The sequence below is a fragment of the Nostoc sp. NZL genome (assembly GCF_015714705.1).
Classification (GTDB): domain Bacteria; phylum Cyanobacteriota; class Cyanobacteriia; order Cyanobacteriales; family Nostocaceae; genus Nostoc; species Nostoc foliaceum_A.
The window spans coordinates 39592-64758 of the sequence record NZ_WBKL01000185.1 but is presented as its reverse complement, the minus strand read 5'-3'; the positions used below and the strand labels follow the sequence as shown (position 1 = coordinate 64758).

Here is a 25167-nt window from a genome sequence, read left to right as displayed (position 1 = left end):
GTGGGGAACTGGGGACAAGGGGAGAAAGGGATAAGGGGGAATAACTTATATCCAATGACTAATAACTAATGACTCTTGACTTTTTTACCATTATCCAGCCAATAACAACAAGTAGCGCACCGAATGCAAGAAATCCCAGATCCCAAGCTAACTCATTTGGACCTGGTTTCACATGATGGATACCGAGAATTTGGTGGTCAATTAAACCTTCAACCAAGTCAAACAACCCAGTCCCAATCAGTATTGATCCTATAAAGGTCTGTGATGACCAAGGAACATCATCACGCCCTCCAGCACGCCATAGTAAGACAACTCCTATCACGGTGAATACCCAATCCAAGGCATGAAATAATCCATCCCATACCATGTTCAAATCTATATTCGCCGTGTTGTTCAGAGGTCGAATGTTACTGAGCATGTGATGCCACTGGAGGAGCTGATGCAGTAAAATTCCATCAATAAACCCTCCAAGACCCACACCAAGAAAAATTCCAGCAGTAATTAGTGGTGCGCGTCGGTTGGGAGTTTCACTTTTCGCCTCCATTGTCAACCTCATAGATAGGCTTTTTTACCAAAATACAACTCTTTTAGGAGAAATATCTTCTATCTTGAGGCAAGTACGATCGTTCAATTTAATTTAATCAATCTTTAAATTTAATCTGCATACCCGCTTTGGCTGGGTCGAAATCTTGGGGAAAATGGGTGCTGCGATCGTAGTCTGCTTTTTCCAGGTTCGCTCCTTTGAGATTGGCTTGGCGGAGATTAGCTGACATTAACAATGCTCCCCTCAGATCAGCATCCTTCAGATTAGCTTGACCCAGATCGGCAAAGCTAAGATCAGTTCCCCTTAAATTAGCGCCACTCAAATTAGCTTCACTCAAGTCAGCATAACTGAGGTCAGAACCTTTCAAGTTAATGCCTTGTAAATCAGCATTACCCAGTTCTGCTTTACTAAAGTCCCGTTTTCCTGCTGCATAACTCTCTACAAGAGTAGCGGCACTATTTATGGGCTGTTGAGAATTGTCTTCAGGCATATAACAGCCTCACAGATTACTACTTTCATACTAAATGTAATACATGAGTTCCTTCTGCTTTCGCATTGATCTTCGTTCGCAAAGGTCTTGGAGTGTATATTTTTCTAAAACGGAGTTAGCAGCCTGACGTGCTTCCTGCCAGACTTCCTGAATTAGCTCACCTTCTACCGTGTTGTGAGTCGGCTCACAATCAGATACAACAATATCTGATCCTTCCATGCAGCTAAAAGCATCCAACACTGTAATCTTTCCAGGATCTCGTGCCAGAACATAGCCACCTTTGGCTCCGCGTATACTCTTAATTAAACCTCCACGTCTTAGTGTTGCCAGAAGTTGTTCCAAATATCGGTTTGGTATGTCTTGTAAGACCGCTATTTCTCGAATTTGCAGGGCTTCTCCGTTAGGGTAGCAGGTTGCTAACTCTAACAGGGCTAGAAGTGCGTATTCTGATTTGTTAGAGATGACCACAGGCGTAATATTTTAAACTCACACTTAAATATACAAAGTCCTTGAGTTTGTTTCCCTAAGCTATTGTTAAGAAAAACTTTACAATCAACTTATTATTGACCGGCTAACTCTACTTTAAATACCTTTGAACATAGCAGCAATTACTTTTTATTTTTAATTCAATAAATAAAAGTTATTGATTATTGTACAGTCTTTCTGAGCGGAAATTGACTTAAAGGATTACTCTGTCTTAGTTTAAATCGATTGGAAGGCAACAACATTCAAAAGCAAACCAATGAGAGATAAAAGCAGCATTAGTGCAAGCTACTATACATGGAAATGTATCGAAAATGGCAGGATGACTGTAAAGGTAGTTCCCGCACTGATCGCACTTTCGACAAAAATTTCGCCGCCATGTAAATCTACAGCCTGCTTGACGATGGACATCCCTAATCCCATTCCTGGGGTATTACCTGCATTACTAGCGCGATGGAAGGGTTCAAAGATGTGTTCAATGTCACAAGGGGGAATACCAATACCAGAGTCTTGAGTTTGGAATATAGCTTGATCGTTGGCAGTGGTGACAGAAAACTTAACTGTGCTGCCAATGGGAGAGTATTTTAGACAATTCGAGAGTAAATTACTCAAGATTTGCCGTAGTAGTTTAGCGTCTAAGTTAGCTTGTGTGCATTGGCACTCACTGCTAAAAGCGATCGCATGTTGTGAGCGATCGCTCTGTTGTAATTCTTCTAAGAGATCGCGGCAAAATTCCACCAAATTCAAGGGTGTTGGATTAAACTCTAACTTGCCTGTTTCATCCTGACTCAGCACCAATACATCATTCAACAACTGGGTCATGTGCATAACTGATGTTTGAATACGACGCAGGTGAATCAGTTGTCGCTCGTCGCTCCATAGATGGCGATAATATTCTAGTAATTCCGCAGAAGAGTGGATAGTAGCCAAAGGAGTACGAAACTCATGGGAGGTGATGGTGAGCAAGCGGGATTTAAGTTCACTAAACTCCCTTTCTTTGGCAAGCGCTTGGCGCATCGCCTGTTCTGCCCATTGCAGCTTGGCTTGGGTTCGCTTGCTTTCGCTAATATCCCGCAATATCCAGCGCAAACCGACTAAGCTATCTTGTTGATTACGGATAGCAACCACCTTAACCGCAGCAATAATTGGCGTTCTGTCACGTGGTCGCAGGTTTACTTCCCATTCTTGCATTTTCCAGTCGGGGATTTCGGCACGATCGCGCAGATGAGTTAGTTTCAGATGAAAAGCAATTATTTCTTTCTCAACCACATAAATCTCTAAGAGTTCGCCCAACAGGAAACTCTTGGAAATGTTTAGTAGAGTAGTGGCGGCTGAGTTAGCTTCCTGAATTACTCCTTTTGTATCAGTCACAAAATAAGCGTCTGGTACTTCCTCAAATAATTCCTGGTAGCGTTGACGTTGTGCTACCAAGTCCTTTTGAGTATGGGATAACTCTTCATTCTGCTGCTGTAGGTCTTCATTCGCTATTTGCAATTCTTCTAAAGCTAAGTGGACTTCTTCTAATACTGCGGTAATGAGTTCAATCTCTTCCTGTGCTTTTTCCTGTTCACTCTGGCGTTGCAAAAGGGCGACGCGCTTACGCATATCCTCTATCTGTAAGGCTAAATCGCCCAAATTCACGCTTCTACTCCTAATTTGGATATCTAAAATTTGGTTTTGTTTAGATTTCCTACTTAGACGATCTTAGCTTTTGGAGTTTAACAGTTAACAGTAATATCATCTGCGGATAATTAGTTACGATTCCCAAAGTTATTGCACCCCACACACTAATTGCTGCACTTCGGCGGCTCTGTGTTTAATGTTTTTGTCTGGCAATATTGCTTAATTTGACTCTTAAATCTGCCCATGTAATGCCTGCTAGGCTAGGCAAAACAACATGAGCGGCTCCAACTCGTTCAGCGGGGCCAAGTCCTACTGCCCACATACCAGCGGCTAGAGCTGCCTCAACGCCTGCTGCGGCATCTTCTACAACTACAGATTGCTCTGGTTCGAGTCCTAGCTGCTTGGCTGCGTACAAAAATAGGTCGGGTGCTGGCTTGGGTTGCTGTACACTATAACCGTCAGCGATCGCATCTATTTTGTCGGCAATGCCCAATCGCTCGATTACTGTCTGGGCATTTTTGCTAGCCGAACCAATACCGATTTTAATCCCAGCTTGCCGCAGTTCATCCAAGAGAGCGATCGCGCCTGGCAATAAATCCTTAGGTGTCATGTGTTGGATCAATTCCACGTAGTAGCGATTCTTACGTTCCATCATCTCCTCGATTTGTGCTTCCGAATACGCTCTATCCCCAATAATTAGCATCAGGGAAGCCCGACGGGATACACCCCGCAGCGCTTCGTTAGCTTCTCGATTAAACGGTATACCCTCTTCATCTGCTAGCTTCTGCCAAGCTAGATAGTGAAGTTCTGCTGTATCTGTCAGCACTCCATCTAGGTCGAAGATAAATCCTTGGATGTTGGGGTTGTGGTTCATTTCGCTGCGGGATTGGGGACTGGGGACTGAGGGGAATGAGAGAGCAGGAGAAGAAATCTGGTATTCAGAAGCTTCTGAAAGGAAATTTGGGGGATTTGAGGAGAGGGAAAGTTGGAGATATTTTAGTTGACAAGTTATATCTTGGGCGACTTGTCCCTTGCGTAGATCGAACTCATGCCATTTCCCGCGCCAGTGCAGTTTAAACTTCAGGCGCGTCCAGCCATCAGGCAGATGGGAGTTGGCTACGGGGCCATTTTCGGTTAGTTGAATGCCGCCGAATCCAAAAATTACAGCTTGCCAAACACCACCAGCAGTAGCGCCGTGAATTCCATCGCTGGTGTTACCTCGGTTATCTTCAAGATCCACCATTAACGCCTGCATAAACAGTTTGTAAGCTTCGGTTGATTTGCCCAAATCGGAAGCTAAAATTGCATGAACTGCTGGGCCAAGAGACGAACCATAGGTAATATCGGTGCGGGGTGCGTAGTAGTCCCAGTTGGTCTGCAATGCTTTTTCGTTGTAGGGAAAATCTGCTGATTCCCGCATTAAATAAAGGAGCATCAAGATGTCTGGCTGCTTGATTACTTGATATTTATTAGTTTTCTCAATACCCAAGATGGCTTGCATGGAGCGATCGCGTGGTTCATAATCTGCTAAGTTGATATCTTCTAATTGGAAAAATCCCTCGAACTGCTCGATTAGTTCTGTTAATGGGTCATAGAGAAACAATATTTTGGCGATGATGTCTTGCCAGTGTGATTGCTCTTGTGGGGTGAGTTTGAGTTTCTGTTCTAGTTCGGTAGCCCGTTCGGGAAATTTCTGAGCCAACCAATCATAGACTGCGATCGCTTTCTCTAGATGCCATTGCGCCATCCGATTGGTAAAGGCGTTATTGTGGACAAATTCATGGTACTCATCCACTCCGATCACTCCCCGAATTTCATACCGTTGGTGCTCAGAATTGAATTCGACCCGGCTACCCCAGAAGATAGCGGCATCCAAAATAATCTCTGCGCCGCGCTGTTGCATCCACTGATCATCACCAGTGGCTTGCCAGTAGTTCCAAGCGGCGTAGGGAATATCTGCATTAATATGAATTTCGCGATCGCGGCACCAAATTCGCACGTCTTCACCATAAAAATCATTTCCCAGTGCCCAACGTGGTGTTACTTCATCTCCGGTATCAGCACTTTCCCAGGCAAACATTGCTCCTTTATAGCTGTAATGAGTTGCCTTGCGTCTAGCTCCTGGTAAGGTGTGCCAACGGTAACTGAGTAAGTTTCGGGCGATCGCTGGTTGGGTAAACAGAAAAAAGGGCAGCATAAAAATTTCTGTATCCCAAAAGATATGACCGCGATAGCCAAACCCAGAAAGGGTTTTAGCAGGAATGCTCACTCTGTCATCATGGCGTGACCCAGCAATCAGCAGCTGAAACAGATTGTAGCGAACCCCAAAAGCAGCTGTGCTATCCCCTTCAATCAGGATGTCACTTTGCTGCCAAATCTCATCCCATGCCTGCTGATTGGCTTTTAGTAGTGTTGCGTAGTCTGGCAGGTGCGCGAGTTTTTCTCTAGCTGCTAAGACTGGTGTCTCAGTCTCCCGCGAGGTAAAAACTGTCACGATTTTTTCTACCGTTACGGTCTGTTGTGATTTCGCCAGGAAGGTCGTGCTCAAGGTCGGATAACCTGGTGCGGTACTGACTTGCAAAGATGCTTCAGTGCCTGATATTCTCATGCTTGCGCCCATACCGAGTTCAATTCGGGAGTGGCGGGTGCGGCGTTGCAACCAGATTCCTTGGTCGGTCTTGCCTTGGTCTAGTCCTTCCCAGTGATTAAAACCCTGATTTTCTGGATAGCCGTTGATACTTCCCTGAACTTCGATTAACCCATCAAAATCTACTGGCGTTAAATGGCAGCGTTGCGCCAATACATGCTGATCTGCAAAACTAGCAAAGCGTTCAAAGCTGATGTCTATGATGTTCCCACTGGGAGAGCGCCAACGCAAGTAACGGCTAAGAAGTCCGTGGCGTAAATCAAGTTGCCGATCATAACGCAATATCTCACCTTGATCGAGACGGAAGCGATCGCCATTTACAATCACTATCAAGGGTAGCCAGTCAGGACAATTTGCCAGTTCAGTGTACACCACCGGCACATCGTCGTAGACACCGTGGATAAAAGTAGCTGGCAATGCATGAGGATAACCTTCTTCAAAACTGCCTTTTGTTCCCAGGTATCCGTTACCGATTGTAAATACCGTTTCTTTAGAGTGCAATTGTTCAGGGTCAAACTGGGTTTCGATTAATATCCAGTCTGTGTAGATAAAATGGCGAGAACGACCTTTTGTTTGCATAAAGTAGAGATTGGGGAGTAGGGAATGGGGAAATTTGGTGGATGAATCAATCTTTTGACTGGTTCCCAGCCTGGAGGCTGGGAACCCATTCTTGGAGGCTCTGCCTCCTACTTCTTGACGAAAGGCAAAGCCCATTACAAATTACGAATTACGAATTACGAATTACGAATTAGTCCCCATGTGCTTTTCCAAAATCTTTTCGGCTCTAGGTTTATAAATAAGATGAAATAAGGTTTCCATATAGCGATCTCTGGCTTCGTTATTTTCTGGAGCAACAAAGTTCCAAAAACTAAATATTTTAGCTAGCAGTAGTAATTGATTACTATGTAAATGCCAATTATATCTATTCTGAATTCGCTGACTCATCCATTCTGAGACTTCGTGCCAATGTTCAGGATGAGTATCACATTGTTCAAGGAAATCTAAAATTTTCTTTGCTGCTCCTTGTAAGTCTGTAGGATTAAGATTAAATCCATTTTCTTGGTTTTCGATAATTTCTAAAGAGCCACCAAATTGAGTAGCGAAAGTTGGCAAGCCGGAAATCATCGCTTCCAAAATACACCGACCGAAGGATTCAAAGCGGGCAAAGTGGACATAAATTCCCTGAGAATCTGCAACTACTCGGTAGGTTTCACCGAGTTCACTGCTAGGGATACGCATTCCCAACCAGCGAATCTTGCCATTGAGATGATATTGATCGATAATGTCGTGGAGTTTTTGAATTTCTTCTGCTTCTTCTAGGTTTGTAGCTTCATGTGGATGCAGTTTACTACTTAAGAGGATCAGATTACAACGCTCTTGCAACGCCTGACTTTGACCAAAGCATTCAGCTAACCCAGTGAGATTTTTGATTGAGGTGATGGGAGCAAGGGCAAAGATTGGTCGCTTATTAAGGTGATCTAAATGTCCAAAGATTTGGGGGTCTTCGCGGCTAAAGAGTAGGTCGTGGACTTGTGTGCAAAGTTTAGAATCTCGATCTTCTTTTCGGCTATAGGGAAAGAAAATATTTTCATTTACTCCCGGCGGCACTAAGTTGAATTTAGGACTAAACAAATCAATCCCATCAACTACATGATACAACTGCGGCATTGTAAAGCACTTGTACGACTCGTATTGCCCTACAGTATCGGGTGTACCAACAATTTCTTGATAGGAGGATGTGATGATAAATTCGGCTGCATTCATGCTAATCAAATCGGCAGTGAATTGTACCGAGAAGTGATATTGGTCTTCTAAATCTTGCCAATATAAATTACTAAATAGATATTTAGGTTTTTCCAAGGAATGGGCAATGTTGCATTGGGTAACTTTCATCCGGCGAGATAAAAGAAAAGCTACTAAGTTACCGTCGCTGTAGTTGCCAATAAGAAGATTAGGTTTACCTTGGAATTGGGCTAGTAATTCTTTTTCTGCATCTAGGGCAAATTGTTCTAAATAGGGCCAAATCTCAAATTTAGAAATCCAATTGTTAGTAATTTCGGGATTGAATTCACCAAAAGGAACGCGCAATATCCAAGCATTTTCAGTATCTTGAACTTTTTCTAAGCGCAGGTTGCAAAATGTCCCTTCACAGTTAGGGATTAGCCGGGTGAGAATAATCACATGGGGTTTTATACCCAGCCTGTCAAGACCGGCGAGTTTGATTTGTTCACGCAGTTCGTTTTCTAAGCTGCGGGCTTGTTCGAGGACGTAGATAACTTGACCGAGTGTTTCATCTCTTCCCAAAACATCTTCCTGTCCAACCCAGCCGTGGATGGAAATCAGGACAACGCGAAAGACGGCGGGGACGCGGGCTACAAATGCTTCTAAGATGCCAGGTTCTGGAGAGTAAATGAGTCGGTCGAGGAGTTCTAGGGTTTCGGAGACTCGCCCCGCAGTGTTACCCCAACCCGGCTCAAAGCCGAGTTCTTGGAGAGCAAAGCGGAATTTTTCATAAGGTTCATCAGGCGATCGCTGATTCAGCAATTTGAGTGCTAGCTTAATTTGTTTGGCTAGGTGAATCCCTGAGGGAATGCGATCGCTCAACAGCAGGCGAATTCCATCGTGTTGCAGCCCCTGTAATGCTTGAAATAACATTTCTAGCCAATATTGGGGGTCAGCCAACAATTGATTGCACAGGTAACGATTAAGGAAGGTTAAACCTTGACCAATATTTCTGGGGTCGTCAATTCTTGGGGAACTTTCGTAAAAGGGGTGGAGGTCGATTTCGAGAATGTGGGGTTGGTAGCGATTGACTAAGCGATCGCTCACATCTAGCAGTGCTTGAGGTGTCATCTGCTCGAAATTATTAAAATCGGCTGTCAGTTTCCAAACTTCCTGGTTAGCAATTTTGGGTCGAACTACGAACCAAGTACTTTCCTCTTCGAGAATTATTTCGTGGGTGTACTGGATCAGTTTGCCAACATCAGAAGAGTAATAAAAATAGGCTGGCTTTTGGGATTGATGACAGTAATCGGCAAAGAAGAGCAAAATCTCATTTCTTAGGAAGTAACGCTTCCCTGAAGCACTCAACGCATAAATTAACTGACGTAGAGCAGTTTTTTCATCACCGTTGAAGACAGCTTGAACTAGTTCATACATGATGACGAATTCCAGAACTTTAGCTAGGTCACGACCTCATATTTTTCTCCAGTTCTGTGAGGTACATTTCCCCTTTAATGCTATACAACCATGAAAACCCCTCGCTTCTAGCTCTGGGATGAAACGCTGTGAGGACTTCAAATCTATGGGATGAGAGAGAGCAGGAAGTTGGGGGAGTGCGAGAACCCAATGCCCAATTCAAACAAAAAACTGCCAATTTGGCTGGAGTAGTGGCAAAGAGAGATTATTCTATGTATATAAGTTAGTTCTTATCAGGCATAAAACACTATTCCCGGTCAAGCAGTACAGTGAAATTTGCGCGATCGCCAGTAGAACATCACCCTATAAATAAATTAAATCCAGCAAGTTTTAGCATAATCAAACCAAATGTAAGCAGATTAAAGGCTGCTAAAACAGTCACTGCCAAAATTATCATCTGTCGTCGTTGTATTGCAGATATACTGTTCAACCCAATTCAGGAAACAGAATATTGTGGGATAAACTGATACACCTCGATTTAGATAAGTTACATCAGGGTTAGCTATGAACTACCACATTTCTCCTTCTCAGAAAAATGCTCAAAAAGCCATTAGTCCAGAACAATTAGACCAAGTGATGGAAGCCATTTCCGATGGTCGATATTCCTGGGCTTGTGTACTGATTTTACGTTTCGTTGGTTACAATCCACTGCATTTCATTCCCCAACGGACTTACAGTCGTTTAATCAAAGACAATAACCATCTTCCAAACTCGCCTGCATCTACAACAAATCAGAACCAAGTAAATACCAAATCCTCTGTGACTAGCTCTAGTGGTCAAGCATCTTCTCAGGTTTTAAATATGCTGAAAAATTTAAATTAATAAATTAATTTAAAAAACATGACATGAGTGCCTAATGCACCATGTTATACCATCTCACAAAAATCTTGAATATAGATTAGATTCCCGTGGGGCGCACATCTGTCATCCGTGTCAACTTAAGCTAAAACTCCTTTAAAACCTCGTTTCCAGCAAGAGGCTAGAAATGCTACTCCTAGCGGCTCTGCCGCCAGCAAGAGAGGCGGCAGCCTCAACGACGGGCATTCCCAGTCGGAGACTGGGAACGAGGTAAGAGAAAATCTTTAAAAGCTTTTTCTAGACTGGCTTTCACCTTAAGTTGACACCAATGCACAGATGTGATTTCATACTATATCAAGCCTAAGGTAATAACTTTTTGCAGCGCTTTTTCAAATGTTATGCCCTGTTTGATGGCGATATACAACAATACTATTGCGGCTGAACGAATTGAATTATCACAATGTATCAGAGTGGGTTTGGGTAATTCAGTGATGGTCTGATATATCTGAAGCATACCTTCATGATTTATGTCTTCAGTTTTAGTTGGCACGTTAAGGTAGTACAACCCCAAAAACTCAGTTTTCTCCTGTTCATTAGCCAGCAAGTCTATTTCGTTGGGCAAACGTAGGTTTAATATAGACTTATAACCCTCGCTAGCTATTTGTTCTAGCTGGTCTAGTGTAATTTGTCCAGCGATCGCTAACTCATCATTAATCTTCCTAACAGTATTCATCAGCTGGATTAACCCTATTTTGCCGATTTTGCCCACATTCTAAATTTAGGAAAATAATTTGAGGAACTTGTGAGGAAATTATCGAATTAAAAGCGATTGGGAAATGGGGCATGGGTCATGGGTCATTTGCGATCGCTTTTAGCGGTAGGCAAATCGTAAAAGTTGCGCCCTGACTGGCGACGCTGTTGGCTGTAATGCTGCCTTTATGGGCTTCTACAATGCGCTTGGCGATCGCTAACCCTAGCCCGTTACCGCTGCCTTTACGGGAGGGGTCTGTTGTATAAAACTGCTCAAAAATTCGGGGCAAATCACCCTCACTAATACCTGTTCCCTGGTCTTGAATTTTCACAACTGCTTGCTTACTCTCGCTATATCCAGAAATAAAGACTAGAGAATTGGGTACTGAATGTTTGATAGCGTTGTCTAGCACATTTAAAATCGCCTGTAATAGCCGCTCTGGATCGCCTTCTAGTTGTAGGTCAACCACGTTTAGGCGCACAGATACGCCAATAGCTTGCATTCGAGGTTCCATCGCGCTGACAGCACGGTTAATCAGACCACGCAGTGAGAAATTCTGCTGTTCGAGTTGAGTAACTCCTGCTTCCAAGCGTCCGAGATCCAGCAGATCATGAACCAATCGTGATAGGCGTTTGATTTCGTTCTCAATAGTTTGAAAAAAGCGATCGCGCAATTGTGGTTCTTCGTATGCGCCACTTCTAAGTGCATCTATCGTTACCTGAACGTTGCTGATCGGTGTGCGGAGTTCGTGGGAGACATTTGCTAAAAAAGCCCGGCGTTCTTGATCTAGCGAAGCCAACCGTTCACTCATTCGGTTTAACTCTGCGGCCAACTGATCTAACTCATTGTTTTCATGGATAATCAGCTTGTCACCAAAATGACCACTACCTAAGCGAATCGCAAAGTTCCGCATAGTTTCAATTGGTTTTGACAGACTCCGAGCAAAGCGAGTACTGATTAGCGCACATAGCAAGATTGTCAGCGCCAGCGTTCCCAAAACACTCCAAATCACCCTAGCGAACTGACGCTGAAGCTGATCTAAAGTGATAGACATTCGCAGCACACCTAAAAACTGACCGTTACGCACAATTGGTCTAGCGATGTAGAGGCGATCTTCAGTTGATAAAATTCCTTTTGCGACCCCTTGTCCCGGACGATTTTGCAGAGCTTCCCATACTCCGGGAACTTTGTACCAGTCTTTAACCTGTTTGTCTCGCTTTGGATCAGAAGTTGCTAAAAGACGACCTTGTTGATTAAAAATACGAAGTGTGACAGTTTGTGGTGCCCCATACCGCCGCACCAATAATTCTACGCGTTGCAGATTATTTGCCTCTAAAGCATCTGCTGCACTTTCGCTCAAAGCAGCTGTCCAGTTATCCAAATCCATTTGCCGCGATCGCATAAAGTATGCGTGGAATGACCATAGGATATAGCCTGCCATCAAGGAGGTTCCCAAGGTGATCAGTATCAGGTAAGTCGCTAGCAATTTAGCATGAATGGAATTTAATTTGATGCGAGGCAACCAGCCCATTTTTAATACTAATCCCCAGAACGACGGCGCAACACTGCTTTTATCCGTGCCAGTAGTTCACGGGTATTGAATGGCTTGGTGACATAATCATCTGCTCCTGCTTCCAAGCCCCAAATTTTATCAATATCTTGATCTTTTGCTGTCAGCATGACTATGGGAACATCCGAAAATGCCCGAATTCGCCAACAGATTTCCATGCCGCCAACCTCCGGCAGCATAAGGTCGAGCAAAATTACATCCGGTACTTCCTTGTGGAACTGTTTGATCGCACTATGCCCATCTGCTGCTGTTGTCACTGTATAGCCTTCTTTTTGCAGCGTGTAAGTTAGGCTTTCGCGTAGAGGTGCTTCATCATCTACTAGTAATATATGCGGCATTTTACATTAGTATATAGTCCAGCATTAAGTCCTAATTTTACCTTGTCAATGATCCGGTTTTCTGCCATCCATCTCAGGACACAAAGATTGGCAGGCAAGGCAGCAGAAGGCAGGGTAAAACGTGACAAAATTACCTCATTGCGATCGCAATGAAAAGCAATCTCAAACATTGATTTTAGAGTATTCCGAATGAGGTGTAGCGCTACTAGCCTCTGAATAGATGATGTAAACTTTTCAATAATTCTCTGGCCGTATAAGGTTTTGATATAACTGCTTGCACATTAGCATCAGCAGCTTGAGCAAAGAGTTCCATTGAGTTAAGTCCGCTACAGGCAATAATTTGAACCTGCTTGTTCATTCTTTGCAAGGTGCGAATAGCGGTGATTCCGTCCATTTCTGGCATCATTATATCCATCACTACGGCATTGATTTGATGCTTGTGTTGGGCATATAGTGCGATCGCCTCTATGCCATTACTGGCAACTAGTATTTGATAGTTATGGTTTTCCAGGATGATTGTGACAATCTCCCGAATTTGGGCTTCATCATCTACAACTAAAATCAATTCTCCCTCTCCTGGGAGCAGATCCTTCTCTTCTATTTTGAACGCTTGAGTTGCTTCCACTGCTGGTAAAAACAGGTCAAATTTGCTGCCTCTACCAACATTGCTAGACACTTTGAGAAAACCATTGTGGCTTCTAATGATGCCAAGCACTGTTGAAAGACCGAGGCCTGAATTTGTACTGATCTCTTTTGTAGTAAAAAACGGCTCAAAAATTCTATCTAATATTTCTGGCGGTATGCCAATTCCGTTATCGGCAACCGTAATCATAATATAATGCCCAACTTTAGCATCGAGGTTCATTCTGGTATAAGCTTCATCAATAAACTTATTTTCCGCAGAAATTGTGATATTGCCCCCATCTGGTAAAGCGTCGCGGGCATTAAGTACCAGATTCATCAGCACTTGATGCAGTTGTGTGGTGTCCCCAGTGACAGCCCTAATGTCTTCTGAGATCACCGTGGAAAACTCAATAGATTTGGGAAATGTCTCTTTAGCAATTTGGATAATTTCTGAAATCAGGTACTCGACTTGGATAATTGTCTGCTCTCCTTTGAATCCTCGCGCAAAGGACAAGACTTGCTTCACTAAAGCTGCTCCGCGTTTAGCGTTGGTTTCTACAAGTGCCAGCAGTTGTCCAGAACGCTCCTCGTCTTGGAAAAAATTTCCCTGTACCAATTGAGCCGCAGCCAAAATTGGTGTCAATATATTATTCAAATCGTGGGCAATACCACTTGCAAGGGTACCAAGGCTTTCCAATCGCTGGGTGCGAAAAAACTGCTCTTCGAGTTGTTTCTTTTCGGTGATGTCAGTGTCAACAGTCAGGATAGATTTGGGTTCTCCCGCAGAATTACGCATTAACGTCCAGCGGCTTTCCACAAGAATTTTCTTACCAGATTTCGTAACTTTACATAACTCACCTTGCCACGAGCCACATTCAATTACGCTTTTTAGTGGTTTTTCTAGTTGGTGCTGATTTCCTTCTGGGTAAAAAATCTCCTGGAGGTTTTTTCCGATCACCTCTGGAGAAAGCCAACCGTACATCCGCTCTGCACCTTTATTCCAGAATAAAATTTGAGACTGGAAATCTCGAACTAATATGGCATCGGTGGCAATATCAAGGAGAGCGGCTTGTTCGAAGATTTTTTGTTCTGCCAGCTTGCGCTCAGTGACATCCCTATTTGTGCCGATCATCCGAATCGGCTGACCAATTTCGTTATAGTAGACCTGACCTTTGCAGTTTAACCAGTGTAGGCTGCCGTCGGGCCAGACAACTCGATATTCTGTAGATCCCTTTCCTTGCTCAATCATGCGATTTCTACTCGCAATCACAGATTCGCGGTCTTCTGGATGGATTAAATTGAAATAGTCTTCAACGGTTGGACACAATGTAGCGCTTGGCAGACCATAAAGTGGCCCCATATTGGCAGACCAAATAGTCGTATTGGCAATCAGGTTCTGATCCCATATGCCCATTTGGGCTGCTTCGGTAGCTAAACTCAATCGCGCTTCACTTTCTTGCAGTGATTCTTCGGCCAGTTTGCGTTCGGTGATATCTTCGGCGATGCCACCATAGTACTGAACTTTTCCTTGGCCATCATACATAGCAAAGCCCCGATCCCAAATCCAGCGCATCGATCCATCAGGTCGCAAAATTCGATATTCTAGTGAAGTGGACTCATCAATAAACTTTTGCTTTGCTGCAATGGTTAAACGATCGCGATCATCTGGATGAATGCTCTCTATCCAGGACTCAGGGTGCTCCAATAGACTTTGGCAAGAGCGACCCCAAATTTTTTCATAAGCAGGATTAACGTACAAGGTTAGAAATGAATCTAGGTTGGCAATCCAGATAACTGCGTGGGTGTTTTCGGCATAATTGCGAAATTTTTCTTCACTTTGGAGCAGTGCCTCTTCTGCCAGTTTGCGCTCGGTGATATCTTCGGCAATGCAACCATAGTAGTCAACTTCTCCTTGGTCATCATAGACAGCAAAGCCCCGATTCCAAATCCAGCGCATCGCTCCATCAGGTCGCAAAATCCGATATTCTACTGAACAAGATTTAGTACTAAGTAGTTGCTCTACTGATTTGGTGACGCGATCGCGATCGTCTGGATGAATTGCATCTAGCCAAGAGTCTGGCTGGTCGTAAAGACTTTGGCAAGAGCGACCCCAAATCTTCTCATAAGCAGGACTAATATACAAGGGATGGAATGAATCTGGGCTAGCAATACTGATGATGACCTGGGTGTTTTCGGCAAAACTGCGAAATTTCTTTTCGCTTTGGCGCAGTGCTTCTTCTGCAAGTTGGCGTTCGTGCAGCGCTGCTTTCTGTTCGGTAATATCTCTGCCTACGCCTTGTATTTCAACAACCTCTCCTTTGTCATCATGAATTGCGATCGCATTCCATTGAAACCAGCGGATACCGTTGGCTGTCAATGCACGTCGCTCACAATTAATCAAGGGATGCAATGAAGATTCTAAAATTGTCATATCTTCCATCGCTTCAGGTAAGTCATCTGGATAAATAAACGGGAAAAATGACTGACCACAAAACTCATCTTGTTTCCAGCCGAAGGTTTGACAAGCGGCTACGTTGGCAAAGGTAATCTGTCCTTGCAAATCAATGCGGAGAATTATGTCAGTTTGGCTTTCCACGAGTTGGCGATAGAGGTTTTCGCTCTGCCGTAATGCAACTTCTACACGTTGGCGTTCCCTTCGGGCAGCTTCGCTAACGGCAATTTCTTGTTGCAACTGGACGTTGGAAATAACAAGTTCTGCTGTCCGTTCCGCCACTCGTTGTTCTAATTCCTCATTAGCTTGGCGCAGTAACTCCTTTGCCTGTTGACGTTCGCTAATATCACAGAGTAACCAGCGCCAGCCAACTGGCTTACCCTCTGAATCGTACATGGCAGCGGCTCTAATGCTAGCCGGAAAATTTCTACCTCCTCGTGGCTTTAGGTAAATTTCCCACTCCTGTACCTGCTGCCAATTATTCAACCGGGTGGTAAAAGTCTGACGGTCTTGGGGAGCAATAAATAAAATTAATGGTTTGTTTACCAAATATTTTTGGCGGACAGCTAGCAAGCTTGCTGCTACTCGGTTAGCCTCTTGGATAACCCCTGCTGCATCAGTTACTAAGTAACCATCTGGAGCGAACTCAAATAAATCCTGGTAACGCTGGCGCTCCAATTCTACTAGCTCACGGGCAACGGCCAACTCCTCGTTTTGTTCGCGCAGTTCTTCTTCCACAACCTGGAGTTCTTCGAGGGCTACCTGAAGTTCGTGATTAACTTGCATGATTTCAGCCGATTGGGTTTCAACCCATAGTTTTAAGTTGTTTTGAGTTTGACAGCGGACTTGCTCTATCTCAATTGGCTGATTAACTCGTCGGAATTCATCTGGGGATTTTTGTAAATATTGCTGTAAGCCTTCAATGACCCCAACCATTTTTATCAGGTCAAAGGCTTGTAGCAAGCTAGTCTCAGTGATGATTCCTAGCAATTGCCCGCGATCGTCCAAAACGGGCAAATAGTGAGTCTGATGCTGACGCAATAACGATAAGGCGATGAAAATATCCTGAGTATCTGATTGTCTAAGGGTCACCACTGGCTGCGTCATCACTTCAGCCATTGTCACTGTGGATAAATCTATTCCCGAAGCTATCAGCCTAACTACATCTTTTTCGGTAAAAATACCTAATAAATCTGCTCCTTCCAGAACCAAGACACAACTAGTGAATGGTTGACTTCTGTCGCCTAAATTTAATGACGAATTTAAACTGTTATGTGCATAATTACTACATCTTTCCTGACTCATCAAGCCAATAGCTTCAACTACAAAACTATCAGAGTTAATCGTTAAGGGAGAACGATTAATAACATGATTTAAGCTAGGTAAGCTAATCAGATGATCGTTGAATCGCATAGTTAATTCGTCAATTCTAATGATCTCTTTGATATCAGTACGAACTAGCAGAAGCTAGAGTAAGTAAAATGTTAAAAATCAGGAATTATTCTGCTGTAATTGATAAACAATCAATTATCAATCAATTAAATTGATAAATTCATCCAGTAAATATTACTAGACCTTATACAGGGAACACAATGCAAGTTATGAACTAAACCAGGAAGTAGATAGAATTTTAGAGCCGACAAACTCATTCTATTGTCAAATTAGAGATAGCAGATCATCTATCTCAAGAGATTACCTTGATTGATGGTCTTGGTAGTCTTGTTAGTGTGAAATCTTTGAAATTAATTGATGAATGGAAATATTAAACCCTTGCTGCCGAATGTCGCCAGAAAGGTTGTGCTTTCGCCTGTTTTGATAAACCTCCAGCAAGACTTTCAAGAAACGAGGCAGGAGGTGAGCTACTAAAATAGACGGTTTCAGAGCATAAAGCAGCCAGCCGACTAGTGTTAAGCCGTAGTGACGTAGGAGTATCAACCAAAGGACAGAAGGTAAAAAGGAAGAAGATTTGACTTGTTTATTGTATTCATAGAAGATGGCACGCCATAAGTAAGGCTGCTCTTAAGTCACACATTTCATATTTATAGTTATACGAATTTATACGAAGATAATTTGAGGATCTTGTGAAGAGATAGCTAAATAACCTTGAGGTCATTACTTAAGAAATATGTATAAATCATACGTAAATATTAAGTGTTTTGAATTTCCTCACAAGTTCCTCATTTTTTTACACTATAGTCAAAATATAGACACCTAGTTTTAAATACTTACGGGCAGGTCAACTGCCTACCCTCATTTGCAATAACACTTTTATCAACACGATTTGAGAAGAATATGAATTACTGTCCTTGCTGTTCAAGTATACTTTTAGAACATATACGCGGTGCAGAGAGTTACTGGTTTTGTCGCCACTGCTGGCAAGAAATGCCTGTTTATAATCTGAACGACTCCAGTTCATTCACCGAAGCTATCGTGAGAAAACTACTTAGAACACCTGAAAAACAAGAACGTAAAAGTACTACTGTTTACGCAGGACAATTGCAATCTATTACTGAATGGATAGGGGTACAAGAATTGTCTGCCTAATACCAAATCACTGAAATTTGTTTAGTATAATTTTTTCTTTATTCCAGCAATTAATTGTCGCAAAATTCCAGGCTGTGGCTCATCCATGAGGTATTACCTGACACAGCTAGAAAGATAAAACGGGGAATTTGTCTCGTTCCCAGTCTCCGACTGGGAATGCCTACTAGGGGGGCTGCCGCCTCCGTTACTGGCGGACAGCAGGCAGCAGCCCAATGAGATGCATTTCCAACCTCTGGCTGGAAACGAGTTTTTAAAGGAGTTTTGGGTTAAGTTGACACCAATAGACCGCAGTGGCTCGCCTTAAAAAGAGCGACTTTGAGAAGTTTTTGCTTTTTAAGACGGGTTGGGGAGATTAAAACCTTGTGGAGCAGTTCTAGAAGACTTGTGTGTACACCGTAGCTGAGATTTATTGCTTACTTTAATAATCCTTGCTTATAACCCCCGACTTAATTCGAGGGTTTTTAATGCTGAAAAATGAATTTGTAATTTTGTTTTTATGGGGATGCTGCTAATAAAGTTGAGCTTCTAGATACAGCCTCAATCGTCTTCCCAAGATTCATGATTCAGTAGGTCAATAATTCTATCTCTGAGTAGAAATTCGTTTTTTTCTAACTCAAGTTCAAAATTAACCCAATCCCGGTGAGGAATATATTTACAAAGGGTATAAATTGGCTGCTGACGGTTAATAAGTCCCCTTTTAACAAGTTGAAGTGCTTCTTCCTTGATAACTTCGATGTCGTATTTAACCGTAGTGTTCATAGCTAGTTCCTCTATTTTCAATCAAGGAATTAAGAATCAAAACAAAGTTGCTTTGACTGTATCTTAAACTTATCAAATAAAACTGACGAGAATTGTGAAGAATCAAGACATTAACCCTTGCTGGAAGTTAGATATATCAGTAAGATACTCTTTGAGTTCCCAAGTATACTCCTCTAGAGAGATTTTTGCAGAGCAAGAAGGCTAGCACAACAAGCTGCAAACATCAAAAGATGATGTAGACGCTCTCTGGGCGACTTGCCAAAAGGTAGGCTAGGGTAAAGAACATTCTCTAGAAAACTTATACTATGCTCCTGAATCTTGATAAAGTTCGGCAATATTTTCCCGCCCTAGCTGGTGAATGGACTTTTTTTGATAATGCCGGTGGGTCACAAACCCTGAAGAAAGTAGTAGATAGAATTAGCGAATTTCTCCTAAGTTCTGATGTGCAGTTGGGAGCTTCTTATGCGGTTTCTCAACTTGCAGGAGAACGATTAGCTCTAGCAACTCAGGGAATGGCTACTTTCATTAATGCCAATTCTTCTAAAGAAGTGGTCATGGGGCCATCTACTACAATGATGTTAAAAGTTCTCTCAATTTGTCTGGGTCAAACCTTCACGCCTGATGATGAGATTATTGTTACTAATTGTGACCATGAGGCTAATATTGGTGCTTGGGTCGCTCTTGAAAAACAAGGAATGAAGGTTAAAGTGTGGCAAGTTCGACCAGATACCTTGGAACTTCATTTAGCAGATTTAGAACAATTGATGAGTCAGCGGACAAAATTAGTAGCCTTGACTCATGCTTCTAATGTTCTGGGAACTATCAACCCTATTAAAGAAATTGCTGCATTTGTACACGATCGCAACGCGATGATTTGTGTGGATGGTGTAGCTTATGCACCCCACAGATTAGTTGATGTCCAAGATTTGGATGTTGATTTCTATACTTTGAGTTTTTATAAAGTCTATGGGCCACATCATGCCTTACTCTATGGCAAAGAAGAGCATTTATTAAGATTACCTGGTCTTAATCATTATTTTATTGAACAGACAGATATACCTTATAAATTTCAGTTAGGAAATGTCAATTTTGAATTGAGTTATGGAATGTTGGGTTTATGTGATTATTTAAGTGAATTAGCACAACTCCACTACGGCGATCAAACTGCAACTGATTTGAGAAATCAAATGGTGCAGGCGTTTGATTTAATTAGCATACATGAAGAAAAAATTAGCGATCGCCTGCTAAATTACCTCAACAGCAAGTCTAATGTGCGAGTGATTGGTCAATCAAAGGCTGATCGTCAATTCCGTGTGCCAACTATATCTTTTGTGGTAGATGGAATGCATAGTTCAAGCATTCCGGCAAAAATTGACCAACATTATATTGGGATTCGCTACGGTGACTTTTATGCTAAACGGCTGATTGAATCCCTGGGGTTAGCATCCAAAGGTGGAATAGTCCGGGTGAGTATGGTGCATTACAACACCCTTGAGGAAGTTAACAGCTTGATTGAAGCTTTTGAGCAGGTATTTTAACCGTTACTAAGCTGTAAAACTTGCACCTCTTCTTGTGGGTAAATTAATGTTTGACCCACCGGGAGAACAGCTAAAGCATTGGTTTGAGCTAAATTAATTAAATTGCCAGAACTGTGGCTACCACCAGCTTTGTGAAATTCGTAAACTCCATCAATTAAATGCAATTTACCCCAAAGGTAAGTTTCACGCTTGCCATCCGATCGCAATTCATCATGCGATCGCACTTTCAAAAACACTGGTTCCCAACCTTCAGTAATTCCCGAAAGTTTCTTGATTGCTGGTAGCACAAATCGCCAAAATGTCACCAACACAGCCGCAGGGTTTCCTGGTAAACCAAAATAAAGGGCTGAGTGGGGAGAGACGCGATTAATCGCCTCTGTAGTCGGGAAAGTGGCGACGGTGAGGGGTTTCCCTGGTCTCATCTGTACAGCCCGAATGTGGATTTTTGCTCCTAGTGACTCTAGAATTTTGTCAACATAGTCATAATCTCCCACTGAGACACCACCAGAAGAGAGAACTATATCAGCGATCGCAACGGCGTGGGTAATAACTTTCTCCAGAGCAACTGGATCATCTTTGACAATACCTAAAATTAACGGTTCTGCCCCACTTTGTCTCACCAAAGCTGCCAGCACATACTGATTAGAATCCACAATTTGCCCTGGTTGCAACGGTTGATCAACTGTCACCAACTCATCACCAGTGGAAAAAATTGCCACACGCGGACGGCGATAAACACCTAATTTTGGACACTGTGCTGCTGCCAATACGGCAATTTCTGGGGCCTTTAACTTGATTCCTGCTGATAGTAGTTGTGTTCCAGCTTGATAAAAAGATGCTTTGTGTCTGACAAATTCTTGCGGTTTTGGTGCATCCAGGATAAATACGCGGTTTTCCTCCCGACGTGTCTTTTCTTGGATGACTATAGTATCCGCACCTGCTGGAATCACCGCACCTGTAAAAATCCTTGCTGCTTGCCCTGCTTGAATCGTAGACTTGGGCTGATACCCAGCCGGAATATCTTCAACAATTTCTAAAACGGTTGGATTTTCGGCGTTAGAGTGCTGCACATCTTGATAGCGAACTGCGTAGCCATCCATTGCCGAATTATCCCAATGGGGAAAATCTAGCGGACTAGTGACAGGTGTTGCCAAAATGCGACTATCGGCTGTCAATAAATCTACAACTTCTGTATCCCGTTGATGATCCAACGGCTGCACCAAATTTAAAATAATTGCTTGTGCATCGTTGACTGATAGCATAGCGATCGCCTCCGACTTTTTACCTGTATCCCTGTAAAGTAACACTGACCAATTTTAGATTTTGGATTTTGGATTGAATTTCTCTGGACTGCAAGTTATTCGTAGCTCCCAAACCTGCCTCAGAAATGACGCTTAGAGCAGTTGTTGTGTCGTAGTTATATGGGCAACAGTTTAAACGCCAAACCCAAGCCATCACCTTAATATAAAAAACAGGAGCAATCATTATTTCCCAACCCCTAAATAAAAATACCTATTTTGTATGACTATCGAACGACTTCCCCAAAAACACTATCCCAAGGCTGAAATTGGGCGGCGAGGTATGGCATTGGGACTTGATTTCCTTGGTGTCTGGTTATTCAGTTCCCTATTGGGAGGCGGCGATATCGGGATTCAAGTTGTGCAAATCCTAGTTTTTGTAATATTTTGGCTGATTTTGCGGGTGCTGGTGGTATACAACAATCAAGGGCAAAGTTTAGGGCGTTGGGCGTTCGATTTAAAGGTGTTGGAAGTTGAAGATGGGGAAGTAGTCGGCAGAATTCCAGATTTGCTCTCACTAGTGAAGCGAGAGGCGATCGTAGGCTTGGGTGCCCTTTTAGTGTCAATTGCCCTCAGCAATATTAGAGCCAATCCCACTGCTATACTGCTAGTACTTCCCCTAGTAATTGATTGCGGAACTGCCTTATCTGATGCCCAGATGCGGCAAGCTTTACACGATCGCTATTGCGGAACTTTCGTAGTTTCGTCACGTCGTGGCTACTCGCTTGATATAAAAATTAAAAGATTAGTTGAAAATATGCGGCGGAATGTGAGAAGATAGTCATTTGTGTTAATTCTCTTCAGGCTTCACTGTTTGTAAGATTATGGCTAAGAGTAAAGGTGCCCGCATTATTGTGACACTAGAGTGTACCGAGTGTCGGACAAATTCAGACAAGCGTTCTGCTGGTGTTTCACGTTATACCAGCACCAAGAATCGCCGCAACACCACTAACCGGCTAGAACTGAAAAAGTTCTGCACCCACTGCAACAAACATACCGTTCATAAGGAAATTAAGTAGAGATGAGTTATTTCCGTCGTCGCCTTTCTCCGATCAAGCCAGGAGAACCAATCGATTATAAAGATGTTGATTTATTGCGTAAGTTTGTCACCGAGCGCGGTAAAATACTGCCACGTCGGATTACTGGGCTGACATCTCAGCAACAGCGAGAGTTGACATTAGCAATTAAACGTTCGCGGATTGTGGCTTTGTTGCCATTTATCAATGCGGAAGGCTAAAAAGAGGAGAGACGCGATTATACTCTTACGAGAAGCCGCTCTTTGAGCGTCTACGCGTCTATACAGGAGAGACGCGATTAATCGTGTACAGGAGTTAAGAATCAAAACTCCTAACTCCTAACTCCTAACTTAAAACTATTTTTTAAACTGTTCACCAAATTAAAGTGCGAGAGTTGTGGAGAAGGGGACGCTAGTTGAATTTAGGGTTCAAGGCGATCGCCGTCTGGGCATCGTAGAACGCCCAGACGGTAAAACCCGCTGGTTTGTGGTAGACGAACGTGGTCAATCCCACAGCCTCGCGCCGAGACAAATAACTTATACAGTTACCAAAGAGACCTACAAGCCCTCTGAGATTGCCAGTTTTTTGGAGCAGGTCAAGCCTTATTTAGATCCATCTAGCTTAGAAGTAGCTTGGGAATTACTGGTTGAAGATGGGGAAACAGTCACCCCAGATCAAATGGCAAATTTGCTATTTTCTGAATCAACTGCGCCTCCTTGTTACGCCGCCTATTGCTTGTTATCAGACGACAAACTCTATTTCAAGCAAAAAGGAGACGCTTATGAAGCCCGAACTGCTGCTCAAGTGGCAGAACGCAAGCACCAGATGGAAGTAGAGGCACTAAAAGCTAAGGGACAGCAGGAATTTTTAACTCGTGTAGAGCAGGCGCTCAAAGGCGAAGCAGTAGAGTGGCAGCGCCACGATCGCCAGCGCTTAGAAGGACTCGAAAAATACGCCGCGCTGATTGCTGACACCGTGCGAACAGGGGTCAATTATGACTCCTTGGCTCGCGCTTATCCGCCAAGCGCTCCAGTATTAGAAACTATGACCATGCTGGGACGGCCTACAACACCCCAAGGGGCCTTTCAACTATTGGTGGATTTGGGTTGCTGGAGTCCTTATGAAAACTTGTTCCTGCGTCGTTCTTCAATTCCGATCCAATTTCCTAATAAGGTATTAGAAGTGGCGCAACAGCGTTTGGATTTCCCGCCGATTGACTCAGATACAAACCGCCTTGATCTGACTCACCTGAAGGTCTACACCATTGATGATGAAACTACCACAGAGATCGACGATGGTCTAAGTTGGGAAGTACTCCCCGATGGACGGGAACGCCTGTGGGTGCATATCGCCGATCCCACTCGATGGTTAGTGCCGGAAGATGAATTAGATTTGGAAGCCAGAAAGCGGGGTAGTACAGTCTATTTACCTACGGGCATGATTCCCATGTTTCCAGAGGTATTGGCGACTGGGCCAATGAGTCTGATCCAGGGACGGGTTTGTTGCGCTCTCAGTTTTGGGATTATTTTAGGTACAACTGGGGGAGTGGAAGATTACAGCATTCATACCAGCTCGATTAAGCCGACTTATCGCCTCACCTACGAAGATGTAGATGAAATGCTGCAATTACGGGTACAAGCAGAACCAGAAATTGCTGCGATCGCAACTTGGGCACAGCGGCGCAAAGCTTGGCGTTTCGCTCAAGGGGCAATTAGCATCACCATGCCCGAAGCGATGATCAAAGTCAAAGATGATGAGATCAATATTGATATTTTGGACGATTCCCCATCCCGGCAAGTGGTAGCAGAAATGATGATTGTTGCCGGCGAAGTGGCGGCTCGTTATGGTAAAGCTCATAACATACCTTTGCCCTTTCGTGGTCAGCCCCAACCGGAATTACCCCCAGAAGAGGAACTGCTCCTACTTCCCGCCGGATTCGTTCGCGCTTGCGCTATGCGTCGTTGTATGCCCAAGAGCGAAATGAGCATCACGCCTCTGCGCCATGCTGGTTTGGGTTTGGATACTTATACCCAAGCAACCTCTCCCATCCGCCGTTACAGTGACTTACTTACCCACTTCCAAATTAAAGCCCATTTGCGGGGTGAAGTTTTACCATTTTCCGCAGATCAACTTAAAGAAGTGATGATGACTGTTACCAGCATCACCCAAGAGGTGACGATGGTGGAACGGCAAACTAATAGATATTATGCTTTAGAGTATTTACGCCGTCATCCAGAGGAAACTTGGGATGTAACAGTGTTGATGTGGCTGCGGGAAGACAGCAACTTAGCCCTAATTTTGATCGAAGATTTGGGTTTGCAGTTACCAATGGTTTTCAAGCGTTCTGTTAACTTGGGCGAACAGATAGTGGTGAAAGTCAGCCACGCCGATCCGCAAAAAGATATGATCCAATTTCAAGAAATAGTTTATCAAGAAGCCCAAACAGCAGCGAATTAACTAATTTGTAATTCGGAACTATTGGTGGAACACTCGC

The 25167-nt window shown here is 43.4% G+C and carries 21 protein-coding genes; 9 read left to right on the top strand and 12 right to left on the bottom strand.

Annotated elements, in window-relative coordinates:
* Nucleotides 1-58: 58 nt before the first annotated feature.
* The 6 genes from F8R90_RS27815 to F8R90_RS27790 all read right to left on the bottom strand — a co-directional run bounded on the left by F8R90_RS27815 (nt 59) and on the right by F8R90_RS27790 (nt 8946).
* Nucleotides 59-544: a DUF2243 domain-containing protein gene (locus F8R90_RS27815; protein WP_196513369.1), complete on the bottom strand. Its 486-nt coding sequence runs from the start codon at nt 542-544 to the stop codon at nt 59-61.
* Nucleotides 545-641: 97 nt separating this feature from the next.
* Nucleotides 642-1034: a pentapeptide repeat-containing protein gene (locus tag F8R90_RS27810; protein WP_196513366.1), complete on the bottom strand. Its 393-nt coding sequence runs from the start codon at nt 1032-1034 to the stop codon at nt 642-644.
* 30 nt (nt 1035-1064) lie between these two features.
* Entirely contained in the window at nt 1065-1502 is a 438-nt protein-coding gene (locus tag F8R90_RS27805) for an RrF2 family transcriptional regulator (protein ID WP_196513365.1), read from the bottom strand.
* 306 nt (nt 1503-1808) lie between these two features.
* A complete protein-coding gene (locus F8R90_RS27800; protein ID WP_196513364.1) occupies nt 1809-3158 on the bottom strand; it encodes a PAS domain-containing sensor histidine kinase in 1350 nt (449 codons plus the stop codon).
* A gap of 175 nt (nt 3159-3333) precedes the next feature.
* Nucleotides 3334-6366 (bottom strand): beta-phosphoglucomutase, encoded by a 3033-nt coding sequence (pgmB, locus tag F8R90_RS27795; protein ID WP_196513363.1) that lies wholly within the window; start codon nt 6364-6366, stop codon nt 3334-3336.
* A gap of 162 nt (nt 6367-6528) precedes the next feature.
* The gene (locus F8R90_RS27790) at nt 6529-8946 is read right to left on the bottom strand and encodes a sucrose synthase (RefSeq protein WP_196513362.1); all 2418 of its coding nucleotides are present in this window, start codon (nt 8944-8946) and stop codon (nt 6529-6531) included.
* A gap of 543 nt (nt 8947-9489) precedes the next feature.
* Here F8R90_RS27790 and F8R90_RS27785 point away from each other — a divergent pair.
* Nucleotides 9490-9807, top strand: a complete 318-nt coding sequence (locus F8R90_RS27785) for a HetP family heterocyst commitment protein (RefSeq protein WP_196513361.1) — start codon at nt 9490-9492, stop codon at nt 9805-9807.
* Between the two features lie 325 nt (nt 9808-10132).
* Here the strand turns inward: F8R90_RS27785 and F8R90_RS27780 are convergent, their stop codons facing one another.
* The 3 genes from F8R90_RS27780 to F8R90_RS27770 form a co-directional block, all read right to left on the bottom strand.
* Nucleotides 10133-10516, bottom strand: a complete 384-nt coding sequence (locus F8R90_RS27780; RefSeq protein ID WP_196513360.1) for a beta-lactamase hydrolase domain-containing protein — start codon at nt 10514-10516, stop codon at nt 10133-10135.
* Nucleotides 10517-10631: 115 nt separating this feature from the next.
* Complete coding sequence (locus F8R90_RS27775; protein ID WP_196513359.1) at nt 10632-12065, bottom strand: ATP-binding protein; 1434 nt, start codon at nt 12063-12065, stop codon at nt 10632-10634.
* A gap of 8 nt (nt 12066-12073) precedes the next feature.
* Entirely contained in the window at nt 12074-12442 is a 369-nt protein-coding gene (locus F8R90_RS27770) for a response regulator transcription factor (protein WP_196513358.1), read from the bottom strand.
* Here F8R90_RS27770 and F8R90_RS27765 point away from each other — a divergent pair.
* Complete coding sequence (locus F8R90_RS27765) at nt 12434-12595, top strand: hypothetical protein (RefSeq protein ID WP_196513357.1); 162 nt, start codon at nt 12434-12436, stop codon at nt 12593-12595. The two genes, F8R90_RS27770 and F8R90_RS27765, sit on opposite strands and share 9 nt — an antisense overlap.
* Nucleotides 12596-12647: 52 nt before the next feature.
* Here F8R90_RS27765 and F8R90_RS27760 read toward each other — a convergent pair whose 3' ends face one another.
* Complete coding sequence (locus F8R90_RS27760) at nt 12648-16931, bottom strand: PAS domain S-box protein (RefSeq protein ID WP_196513356.1); 4284 nt, start codon at nt 16929-16931, stop codon at nt 12648-12650.
* Between the two features lie 879 nt (nt 16932-17810).
* On the opposite strand from F8R90_RS27760, the gene F8R90_RS27755 reads away from it, so the two are divergent.
* Both F8R90_RS27755 and F8R90_RS27750 read left to right on the top strand, forming a co-directional pair.
* Nucleotides 17811-18062: a hypothetical protein gene (locus tag F8R90_RS27755; RefSeq protein WP_196513370.1), complete on the top strand. Its 252-nt coding sequence runs from the start codon at nt 17811-17813 to the stop codon at nt 18060-18062.
* 54 nt (nt 18063-18116) lie between these two features.
* Complete coding sequence (locus F8R90_RS27750; protein ID WP_196513355.1) at nt 18117-18278, top strand: hypothetical protein; 162 nt, start codon at nt 18117-18119, stop codon at nt 18276-18278.
* A 321-nt stretch (nt 18279-18599) separates the two neighbouring features.
* On the opposite strand, the gene F8R90_RS27745 is transcribed toward F8R90_RS27750, so the two are convergent.
* Entirely contained in the window at nt 18600-18821 is a 222-nt protein-coding gene (locus F8R90_RS27745; protein ID WP_190895342.1) for a DUF4327 family protein, read from the bottom strand.
* Between the two features lie 305 nt (nt 18822-19126).
* Between F8R90_RS27745 and F8R90_RS27740 the strand changes: the two genes are divergently transcribed.
* The gene (locus F8R90_RS27740; protein ID WP_196513354.1) at nt 19127-20359 is read left to right on the top strand and encodes a cysteine desulfurase-like protein; all 1233 of its coding nucleotides are present in this window, start codon (nt 19127-19129) and stop codon (nt 20357-20359) included.
* On the opposite strand, the gene F8R90_RS27735 is transcribed toward F8R90_RS27740, so the two are convergent.
* Nucleotides 20356-21621 (bottom strand): molybdopterin molybdotransferase MoeA, encoded by a 1266-nt coding sequence (locus F8R90_RS27735; protein ID WP_196513368.1) that lies wholly within the window; start codon nt 21619-21621, stop codon nt 20356-20358. The genes F8R90_RS27740 and F8R90_RS27735 overlap by 4 nt on opposite strands.
* A 259-nt stretch (nt 21622-21880) precedes the next feature.
* Here F8R90_RS27735 and F8R90_RS27730 point away from each other — a divergent pair, with 259 nt between their 5' ends.
* From F8R90_RS27730 to F8R90_RS27715, 4 genes are all read left to right on the top strand, one after another.
* Nucleotides 21881-22438, top strand: coding sequence for an RDD family protein (locus F8R90_RS27730; RefSeq protein WP_196513353.1), 558 nt, complete (start codon nt 21881-21883; stop codon nt 22436-22438).
* Between the two features lie 43 nt (nt 22439-22481).
* Nucleotides 22482-22676, top strand: a complete 195-nt coding sequence (gene rpmG / locus F8R90_RS27725) for a 50S ribosomal protein L33 (protein ID WP_094333178.1) — start codon at nt 22482-22484, stop codon at nt 22674-22676.
* Nucleotides 22677-22678: 2 nt separating this feature from the next.
* Entirely contained in the window at nt 22679-22894 is a 216-nt protein-coding gene (gene rpsR / locus F8R90_RS27720; RefSeq protein ID WP_012411240.1) for a 30S ribosomal protein S18, read from the top strand.
* Between the two features lie 175 nt (nt 22895-23069).
* On the top strand, nt 23070-25130 hold the full coding sequence (locus F8R90_RS27715; protein ID WP_196513352.1) for a ribonuclease catalytic domain-containing protein: 2061 nt from the start codon (nt 23070-23072) through the stop codon (nt 25128-25130).
* The last annotated feature ends 37 nt before the right edge of the window (nt 25131-25167 follow it).

What these genes read in the sequence shown, in the direction of transcription:
- F8R90_RS27815 (WP_196513369.1), bottom strand. Translation starts at nt 544, where the DNA reads ATGGAGGCGAAAAGTGAAACTCCCAACCGACGCGCACCACTAATTACT.
- F8R90_RS27810 (WP_196513366.1), bottom strand. Translation starts at nt 1,034, where the DNA reads ATGCCTGAAGACAATTCTCAACAGCCCATAAATAGTGCCGCTACTCTT.
- pgmB (WP_196513363.1), bottom strand. Translation starts at nt 6,366, where the DNA reads ATGCAAACAAAAGGTCGTTCTCGCCATTTTATCTACACAGACTGGATA.
- F8R90_RS27790 (WP_196513362.1), bottom strand. Translation starts at nt 8,946, where the DNA reads ATGTATGAACTAGTTCAAGCTGTCTTCAACGGTGATGAAAAAACTGCT.
- F8R90_RS27785 (WP_196513361.1), top strand. Translation starts at nt 9,490, where the DNA reads ATGAACTACCACATTTCTCCTTCTCAGAAAAATGCTCAAAAAGCCATT.
- F8R90_RS27780 (WP_196513360.1), bottom strand. Translation starts at nt 10,516, where the DNA reads ATGAATACTGTTAGGAAGATTAATGATGAGTTAGCGATCGCTGGACAA.
- F8R90_RS27775 (WP_196513359.1), bottom strand. Translation starts at nt 12,065, where the DNA reads ATGGGCTGGTTGCCTCGCATCAAATTAAATTCCATTCATGCTAAATTG.
- F8R90_RS27765 (WP_196513357.1), top strand. Translation starts at nt 12,434, where the DNA reads ATGCGGCATTTTACATTAGTATATAGTCCAGCATTAAGTCCTAATTTT.
- F8R90_RS27770 (WP_196513358.1), bottom strand. Translation starts at nt 12,442, where the DNA reads ATGCCGCATATATTACTAGTAGATGATGAAGCACCTCTACGCGAAAGC.
- F8R90_RS27760 (WP_196513356.1), bottom strand. Translation starts at nt 16,931, where the DNA reads ATGCGATTCAACGATCATCTGATTAGCTTACCTAGCTTAAATCATGTT.
- F8R90_RS27755 (WP_196513370.1), top strand. Translation starts at nt 17,811, where the DNA reads ATGAATTACTGTCCTTGCTGTTCAAGTATACTTTTAGAACATATACGC.
- F8R90_RS27745 (WP_190895342.1), bottom strand. Translation starts at nt 18,821, where the DNA reads ATGAACACTACGGTTAAATACGACATCGAAGTTATCAAGGAAGAAGCA.
- F8R90_RS27740 (WP_196513354.1), top strand. Translation starts at nt 19,127, where the DNA reads ATGCTCCTGAATCTTGATAAAGTTCGGCAATATTTTCCCGCCCTAGCT.
- F8R90_RS27735 (WP_196513368.1), bottom strand. Translation starts at nt 21,621, where the DNA reads ATGCTATCAGTCAACGATGCACAAGCAATTATTTTAAATTTGGTGCAG.
- F8R90_RS27730 (WP_196513353.1), top strand. Translation starts at nt 21,881, where the DNA reads ATGACTATCGAACGACTTCCCCAAAAACACTATCCCAAGGCTGAAATT.
- rpmG (WP_094333178.1), top strand. Translation starts at nt 22,482, where the DNA reads ATGGCTAAGAGTAAAGGTGCCCGCATTATTGTGACACTAGAGTGTACC.
- rpsR (WP_012411240.1), top strand. Translation starts at nt 22,679, where the DNA reads ATGAGTTATTTCCGTCGTCGCCTTTCTCCGATCAAGCCAGGAGAACCA.